8 protein-coding genes are annotated in these 7620 nt (G+C 33.5%); 1 reads left to right on the forward strand and 7 read right to left on the reverse strand.

What is annotated here, in order from left to right; all coding sequences use genetic code 11:
• Positions 1 to 177 precede the first annotated feature (177 nt).
• A complete protein-coding gene (rpmB, locus tag EO117_RS08795) occupies positions 178 to 366 on the forward strand; it encodes a 50S ribosomal protein L28 (protein WP_038144954.1) in 189 nt (62 codons plus the stop codon).
• An 83-nt stretch (positions 367 to 449) separates the two neighbouring features.
• On the opposite strand, the gene EO117_RS08800 is transcribed toward rpmB, so the two are convergent.
• From EO117_RS08800 to EO117_RS08830, 7 genes are all read right to left on the reverse strand, one after another.
• Positions 450 to 1667 carry a phosphopentomutase gene (locus tag EO117_RS08800; protein ID WP_126940081.1) on the reverse strand — a complete coding sequence of 406 codons (1218 nt, stop codon included), beginning with the start codon at positions 1665 to 1667 and terminating at the stop codon, positions 450 to 452.
• A gap of 72 nt (positions 1668 to 1739) precedes the next feature.
• Positions 1740 to 2264 carry an NUDIX hydrolase gene (locus EO117_RS08805; RefSeq protein ID WP_126940082.1) on the reverse strand — a complete coding sequence of 175 codons (525 nt, stop codon included), beginning with the start codon at positions 2262 to 2264 and terminating at the stop codon, positions 1740 to 1742.
• 9 nt (positions 2265 to 2273) lie between these two features.
• Complete coding sequence (locus EO117_RS08810; protein WP_126940083.1) at positions 2274 to 3077, reverse strand: SWIM zinc finger domain-containing protein; 804 nt, start codon at positions 3075 to 3077, stop codon at positions 2274 to 2276.
• Positions 3078 to 3121: 44 nt separating this feature from the next.
• Entirely contained in the window at positions 3122 to 3985 is an 864-nt protein-coding gene (locus tag EO117_RS08815; RefSeq protein ID WP_126940084.1) for a type II restriction endonuclease, read from the reverse strand.
• Positions 3976 to 4752, reverse strand: coding sequence for a site-specific DNA-methyltransferase (locus EO117_RS08820; RefSeq protein WP_126940085.1), 777 nt, complete (start codon positions 4750 to 4752; stop codon positions 3976 to 3978). Before EO117_RS08820 ends, EO117_RS08815 begins: the two co-directional genes overlap by 10 nt.
• 19 nt (positions 4753 to 4771) lie before the next feature.
• Positions 4772 to 5605, reverse strand: a complete 834-nt coding sequence (locus tag EO117_RS08825; RefSeq protein WP_126940086.1) for a DNA adenine methylase — start codon at positions 5603 to 5605, stop codon at positions 4772 to 4774.
• A gap of 58 nt (positions 5606 to 5663) precedes the next feature.
• A complete protein-coding gene (locus EO117_RS08830) occupies positions 5664 to 7349 on the reverse strand; it encodes a cytoplasmic protein (RefSeq protein WP_126940087.1) in 1686 nt (561 codons plus the stop codon).
• Between the last annotated feature and the right edge of the window lie 271 nt (positions 7350 to 7620).

Genomic DNA, 7620 nt, shown 5'->3' on the forward strand with positions numbered 1-7620 from the left:
TCTGTATATATAGATTGTACTATGCATTGACAAATTCATTTGTGTTTATACTATGACAATATCATATGTCGTTCATAAATCTTATTGAAAAGGGACAAATACACTTGCATTGCTACGACCTTTTATGATAAAATACATATGTTATATTAGTAGTAAACACTTTGGAGGTGGAAACAAATGGCAAACCTTTGCGAAGTATGTGGTAAATCCACTACTACGGGTATGAATGTTTCTCATTCCCATATCCGTTCCAAACGAACTTGGAAACCAAACATCCAAAGAGTACGAGCAATTGTAGACGGCGAAACTAAACGAGTTAACGTTTGCACACGCTGCCTTCGTTCTGATAAAATTACACGCGCGTAAGATTTTGAAGGTACATGTACTCAAAAAAGAGGCTATCAGTCAGGAAGAATTTTCTTCAATACTGATAGCCTCTTTTGCTATGTCTATCTAGTTAACAATGGTAAAAAACTATTTCCTACAAATGGTTCTTTCACTCCAAAGTTTTCCAATATGGTTTGTCCAATATCAGCAAAGCTGCGTCTATCACCTAGGTCAATGGGGCCTGTGAAAACCGGTGAGTATGCCAAGATTGGCACGAGTTCCCGTGTATGGTCCGTTCCCGTCCAAGTCGGATCATTACCATGGTCCGCCGTAATCATAAGCAAGTCATCCTCTTGCAATAACTCTAACAGCCCACCTAGTTGGTAGTCGAATAACTCTAACTCACGACCATAGCCCTGTACATCACGACGATGTCCATACAAGCTATCGAACTCCACTAAGTTCACCATTAGATAACCATGGTTAAATTCATCTTCTGCCGCAGTATTCGACTTATCATTTGTATCATACGTACTATGCCCCAGTAAAGCAGCCACTAGGTTCATGCCATGAGAATTAGATTTTGTTGGATAGGATTGATCCAATCCAATATGAGCGTAAATATCCCCAATTTTCCCCACTCCGATGGTCGGCACCTTCGCATCTTGTAAGGCTTGCAACACAAATCGCCCTTCTGGCAATCGACTATAGTCATGACGATTGGAGGTGCGTACAAAATGCCCTGGTTCTCCCACAAATGGACGTGCAATAATGCGTCCTACATAGTAATCCCCAATACATACTCGTTCCCGTGTAATTTGACACATCTTGTACAGATCCTCTAAAGGTATGACACTTTCATGAGCAGCAATTTGAAATACCGAATCAGCAGAGGTATACACAATGGGTTTCCCTGTTCTCATATGCTCTTCCCCAAGGCGTTCAATAATTTCCGTCCCCGATGCCGCTTCGTTACCTAAAAATTCATAGCCCGTTTCCTTCGTGAAAGTATCCATTAACTCCTGTGGAAATCCATCATAAAAGGTTGGAAAAGGAACTTTCACAGGATGTCCCATCATTTCCCAATGACCACTGGTGGTATCTTTTCCTGTACTTTGCTCATGCATACGACCAAAGGCGCCCACTACTGTATCTTGTTGTGGTGTAATATCTGCAATCTTACCGAGACCCAATTTCCGTAAATTCGGAAGATGTAACGGTCCCACCGCCTCTTCAATATGGCCCAATGTATTAGCACCTGAATCCCCAAAACGTTCTGCATCTGGACTATGTCCAATCCCTACACTATCTGTCACAATCGTAATAATTCGTTTAAACATAGAGACCTCCTCTCTATTCGCCGTTCCTAAACAGTCTATGCCTAGGAAATTAGATTACTAGGCATTCTTTCATTATTTCAAATACGGCATAGCTAATAACAATGCGGACAAAGATTTACTATCTTTGATTTTCTCTTCCTTAATACGCTGTAACAACTCATCGAACGTATAGCGCTCGACTTCCACATATTCATCTTCATCCCAATGAATTTCCCCTTTAGAAAGCCCCTTTGCCACATACAAATGGATGACTTCATTGCAAAATCCAGGAGACGTTGCAATGGTACCTAGACTAATCCATTCCGATGCGATGATACCAGTTTCTTCTTCTAGCTCGCGTTTAGCACATACTAATGGATCTTCACCAGCATCTAGTTTGCCCGCTGGGATTTCTAATAAATAATCATTCAAAGCATAGCGGAACTGTTTTTCCATAATGATGCGATTGTCCTCATCAATAGCTACCACAGCACTCGCACCTGGATGATGAATCACCTCACGCCAGGCTTCCTTGCCATTCACATCGGCAATGTCGTATGTTACTTTTATTAATTTACCATCGAATTTCATTTCTGATGAAAGTTTACGTTCTTGCATGGGTCCTCCTCAATCTTCATATATAATAAATCCCTCATAGGAATCTTCTGTTAATCTAATGATTTCTTTCTGTCTACGGCTAACACTCATATTCCAAGCTACCGTTTTATCAATCGCTGCCATATATTCGCTTTCTCTATAGTTACTATCATAATCTAGCATCCAATGACCGATTAGGTCCTGCAACTGTAGCAATACAGCATATTCATGCTTACAATAGCCCTCACAATAACAATTGCAAACAATGTCATGAATTTTCCCATCTATATAGGTGAAAGTGACCTCATAATACTCAGATCCTTGTACAATAGCATAGCCCTTACTCTTATCTAAGCAAATATAGACGACACGATGCTCTTCGTAGTAACTTTCACCACGCTGCGCACGAATATATGAAATTGGGAAACTGTCTAGATCATGCAAAGGAAATGGAGTAAACCCATTAGTGTCCACACACTCCCCATCTGCCAGTGGCGACAAGAACCAAAGACGCATCTTATCCTTGTCCATACATGGGCGATCAAAAGTAACCCACAAATGCTCGAGGGGAATGAATTTGCCATATAAATCGGTGTCAATCTTTGCCACTACACGCTCATATTTAGAAGGGCGAATCTTGCAATGATATATCACATCTATGACAGTACCCACCTTGTCCTGCATGGGGCCCGTTACATACACCAGGTCGTCTTCAGAGAGCTCCATGTGCTCAACAATGAAAGTCCCGGTCTCTCTAGCGTTATCGAAACGAACTTCTGCTAAGTATATATCTGGAATAGGAAGGCAGATTGCGTCAGTTTGAATTGATTGCATGGGAGTCCTTTCTGTGGTTTAGTAAGGATGCGTCCTTATCTATATTAAATAATATTTTTTAATACCCCATTCGATAGATCATTAATATTATATAAATTAGGTAATACCTCAAATGTTTCCCGTAAGTTATTTTTAGCTTTATGCCAACCTATTCCATCTGTAAACCACATAAACTCCACATCAGGGATATTACGAGTTTCTTCTGTAATCATTTTATATGACCGTGCCGTTTCATTAAGCTTAGAACCACCAGTAGCATAAAAATTAACTTCAATTAAATATATTGTTTTACTAGATTTAATTACATAATCAAATCGTTTTTGAGTTGTGCCTTCATTAGTAATAGCAGATAAATCAACGTTAAAGCGTTCTTCAATTTCATTTTGATAGATTTCTTTAAACATTGTCTCTCCCATGACATAGCCTTCTTGCTCCAGGTATTGTTGAACAATAGCTTCCATTGAATGACCAGTTCTGTTTTTACGTCCATTCGTGTCCATACCTACTTCTACACCAGTTACATAATCCAATAGACTTGCAACTAAATGATGTTCTAATAAATCATATATCCCAGTTTTCTCCATAAACAAAGAATATTCTTCAGGTGTATAATCATGCTTTTTAAAGTCAAAATAGAAATCTTTTTCTGGATCTTTTACAACAACGATGTCTTTAAGTCTTTTAGCAATAATAATAGGAACTGCTCGTAACACTTCTGGATATTTTTCATATAGTTTTAAGAAATCCTGTTTAATATTCTTACTTCCTATTAAGCTATTTAAAAGGCATAATGGAATTTTAATATCATTAACGTTTTCATATACTTTTTCAAAGTCCGTATAATATGTCCAACTTGCCACTGAGTCAGTCATTGTATTTAACCATTCATCAAAATTTCTTAAGACCATATTTTCTCTCCTTCACGCTCAATTCTTCTTATCGCTATATCTAAATACTCTTCTTCTGCATCTATTCCAATGAAACGGCGTCCTAATCGTTTTGCTACTACTCCAGTAGTACCACTACCCACGAAAGGATCTAAAATATAGTCCCCCTCTTTTGTACTCGCCAAAATGATTCTTTCCAATAAATACTCTGGTTTTTGTGTTGGATGCTTTCCAGCCCATTTTTCAGCTAATTTAGTCAATGGCCCTGTCCATACATCTTTCATCTGTTTACCTGAGTTAATTGATTTCATCAACTCATAATTATAATAATGTCTTGCTCTTTTATCATTTTTACGTGCCCATAATAAAGTTTCAGTAGAATGTGTAAAATATCGACAAGATAGGTTGGGAGCTGGATTTGTTTTCTGCCAAGTAATATTATTTAAAATTTTATAACCTTCTTGTTCTAATGCCATGCCTACAGAATAAATATTATGATACGTTCCAGAAATCCATATTGTACCGTTAGGTTTTAGGATTCTTTTACACATTCTAATCCAAGTACGATTAAAGTGATGCTTATCTTCTAAAGAATTTATTTTATCCCACTCACCCTTATTAACAGACACAACATGTCCACCTGAATTTGAAATACCGTCATTGCTTAAAAAATATGGTGGATCCGCAAAAATCATATCGATACTATTATCTTTCATTTTTTCTAAAAAAGAAAATGTATTTTCACAAATTAAAATAGAACTTTCTTTATGATAATACGGTGTTATCATATTTTCCTCCTTGAATATGTCATGGTTCATAATTTGTTACTAAAATCTCCTTTATTTTTCCTCTGCTCTTTTGTGTAGCCCCATTAGTTCTCACTACATCGATTAAGTGCACATTAAAATCAGAATATAACTCTTGTGTCAGTTCACTTGCAGAATTTGAAAGCATGACATAAGCGCCTCTATGAGTTAATTCTTTTACCGTATCTCTTAATCTAACTTGGTCTTCATAAGAAAAACCCTCATGTGTATAAGATGTAAATGAGCTTGTTTCATTCAATGGAATATATGGAGGGTCAAAATACACAAAATCATCTTCTTTTACTAATTCTACGGCTTTATAGAAATCTCCTTCTAGAATTGTAATATTATTACTATTTAAATAAGAGCTTATATCACAAATTAAATCCTTATCAACAATTTTAGGATTCTTATAACTTCCGTAAGGCACATTAAATTGATTTTTGCTATTAACCCGGTACAATCCATTAAAATCAACTCTTAGCATATACATAATCCGTGCAGCCCGCTCTACATTACTTAGGTTAACATATGTACTATCTCTATCCCAGGACCTAACTTCTAAATAGTAATCTTTGCTATTCTTATCACTATGATCAGATAATAGCCTAATTAGTTCTTTTGGATTACTTTTAATCACTTGATAGCAATTAATCAATTCTGTATTAAAGTCGTTAATAATAGCAGTAGTTGGTTGTAACTCAAACAGAACAGCTCCACCACCAATAAATGGTTCAAAATACGTATTAAATTGTTTTGGTTTTTTTTCTAATATGACTGGCAGTAGCTGACGCTTACCTCCAGTCCATTTAGTAAAAGGTTTTAAATTTATCATGATTATATCCTAAGTTAATATTTATATAATTAGAAATATTATCTATTATTTTTTGGAATCAAGCATCGTTCATATACTCCAAAAGATCATAATTATTTATATATACGGTTTTATTTAACAATCTATATTTTTCATTATTTAAATATATCACACTAACTTCAGAAGGAATATTATACTCTTCTGGTAAAAAGCCTATAGCTGAAATAATTAATTGACTAAACTGTTCGGATGAATTAAGAATGTACTCAACCAAAGCTTGTTTTTTCACTTTATCAGTTTCCGCATTATTAGGACTGTCGAAAACCATTGGAAAAACTGTTCTATTTACATTAAATTTTTGTTTTAACTCATTAAGTATTAAATACCATATTACAGTAGATATAGGCTTATTACTTCCACTTGCACAAAATGTTCTATCTATCTTTTCATAGCTTTTGGGATCTAATTCATTCAAACTAAACTTTACTTTCATTTTATCAATAAAAGTGTAATAACTTGAATTAACATTTTTAAGCTTAGAGTTTATACTTTTTATTTTCTCTTTTAATTTAGTAATTTCTAGATTTAGTGCATTGATACATACATCATCATTAGTTAAATCGCGATTAATCTCATCAATTAATTTATTTAACCCACTAAACTTAACATAATCATATATTTCTTTATTATGTTTTCCAATCAACTTTTCGTATTCATTCAAATCTATTATTAGCTTTGAGTATAATTCCTCATTTTGAGATATTTCATTTTCAATACGCGCTTTTTCAATATTTAATATATCCTTTAGGCTAATTATATTTTCAATATAATTATATCTTCGACTTCTTAGGGCAAAAGTTGATTCTAAAAATGAATTACATTCAGGGCAAGTTTGTGATATTAAAATATTTTTTATTTCATTTTCTTCTTTAGTTCTGAACTTTGATAGTTGTTCTAAAGTAGTATTTTGTTCAACTAATTGATTTCTCAAATCTATAAGCTTATTTCTTATCTCATTCATCTTATTAATGATCACTGAATATTTTTTTACCTCTATATTAAGGTCATTTTCCAACGCTTCTTTTGTTTCTGGATATGAAACTCCATCTAAAATTGAACTCACTCGCCTCCTCATGCTAATTAGTTCTACTGTATTTTGCTCTTTTTTTCTAACTTCTGATTCTAACTTTTCTTTAGCCTTAACTATTTCAAAATACTCTCGATTATAAATATCTAAATGAGAAAGAATAACATTCTTTTTAAAATTACTAAATTGTGCAAGATATTTGAATGAATTAAAGTTTGTTCCCTCATATTTATCCTGATCTAAAAAATTTAATAAAAAACTATATGCTGGTGGTGCTATCTCTAATTGATTTGTTACTTTATTTGGTAACCAAATAGAAAACTTAAATAACTTTCCCCAAAAAAGTGCTAACTCTTTTCTACTAGTAGTCTTAAAAATAAGTTCTCTTGTCGAGTTAAATATTTTGAATAATTTTTGAGATCTATAAATTGAATATTCTATATCTTCGACTGAAAAAAATAAAATATATACTTTATTTTTTTCACTCCATTTTGAATCATAGTATGAGTCTGCACCAAGAGCATGATATAAACTTCTTAATAGTACTGACTTTCCTCTATCTGTTCCATCTATATCACTTGATGTAATGATATTAATGCCAATTTTAAATTCTGCTGAATAAGCCTCTTTTGTTTCGTTATCAAATATATAAATTCTTTTAAATATAATATTTGTCATAGGTTTTCTCCTAATGCATATTTATAATAAATCATTAAATACTGCACAATTTTCATCTCGTCTGTAAATTCTATGTCAAATTTATCATTAAATAGTTTTGATACATTTAACAAATAATTTTCAACATTATCTAACAAATCCTCATTCTCTTTAATATAGTTATAAATTTTTAATTTCAGTGATATTAAATAACTGGTTAATTGTATAATGAAATTGAACAATTGAATATAAAAAATCCATAGTGATTTCGTGGTATGATTATAGTGCTAAA

The sequence above is a fragment of the Veillonella sp. VA142 genome (assembly GCF_003992135.1).
GTDB lineage: Bacteria > Bacillota > Negativicutes > Veillonellales > Veillonellaceae > F0422.

Bases quoted from the DNA above. Each gene is read 5' to 3' on its own strand.
- EO117_RS08805 (WP_126940082.1), bottom strand. From the start codon at position 2,264: ATGCAAGAACGTAAACTTTCATCAGAAATGAAATTCGATGGTAAATTA.
- EO117_RS08820 (WP_126940085.1), bottom strand. From the start codon at position 4,752: ATGATAACACCGTATTATCATAAAGAAAGTTCTATTTTAATTTGTGAA.
- EO117_RS08825 (WP_126940086.1), bottom strand. From the start codon at position 5,605: ATGATAAATTTAAAACCTTTTACTAAATGGACTGGAGGTAAGCGTCAG.
- rpmB (WP_038144954.1), top strand. From the start codon at position 178: ATGGCAAACCTTTGCGAAGTATGTGGTAAATCCACTACTACGGGTATG.
- EO117_RS08830 (WP_126940087.1), bottom strand. From the start codon at position 7,349: ATGACAAATATTATATTTAAAAGAATTTATATATTTGATAACGAAACA.
- EO117_RS08810 (WP_126940083.1), bottom strand. From the start codon at position 3,077: ATGCAATCAATTCAAACTGACGCAATCTGCCTTCCTATTCCAGATATA.
- EO117_RS08800 (WP_126940081.1), bottom strand. From the start codon at position 1,667: ATGTTTAAACGAATTATTACGATTGTGACAGATAGTGTAGGGATTGGA.
- EO117_RS08815 (WP_126940084.1), bottom strand. From the start codon at position 3,985: ATGGTCTTAAGAAATTTTGATGAATGGTTAAATACAATGACTGACTCA.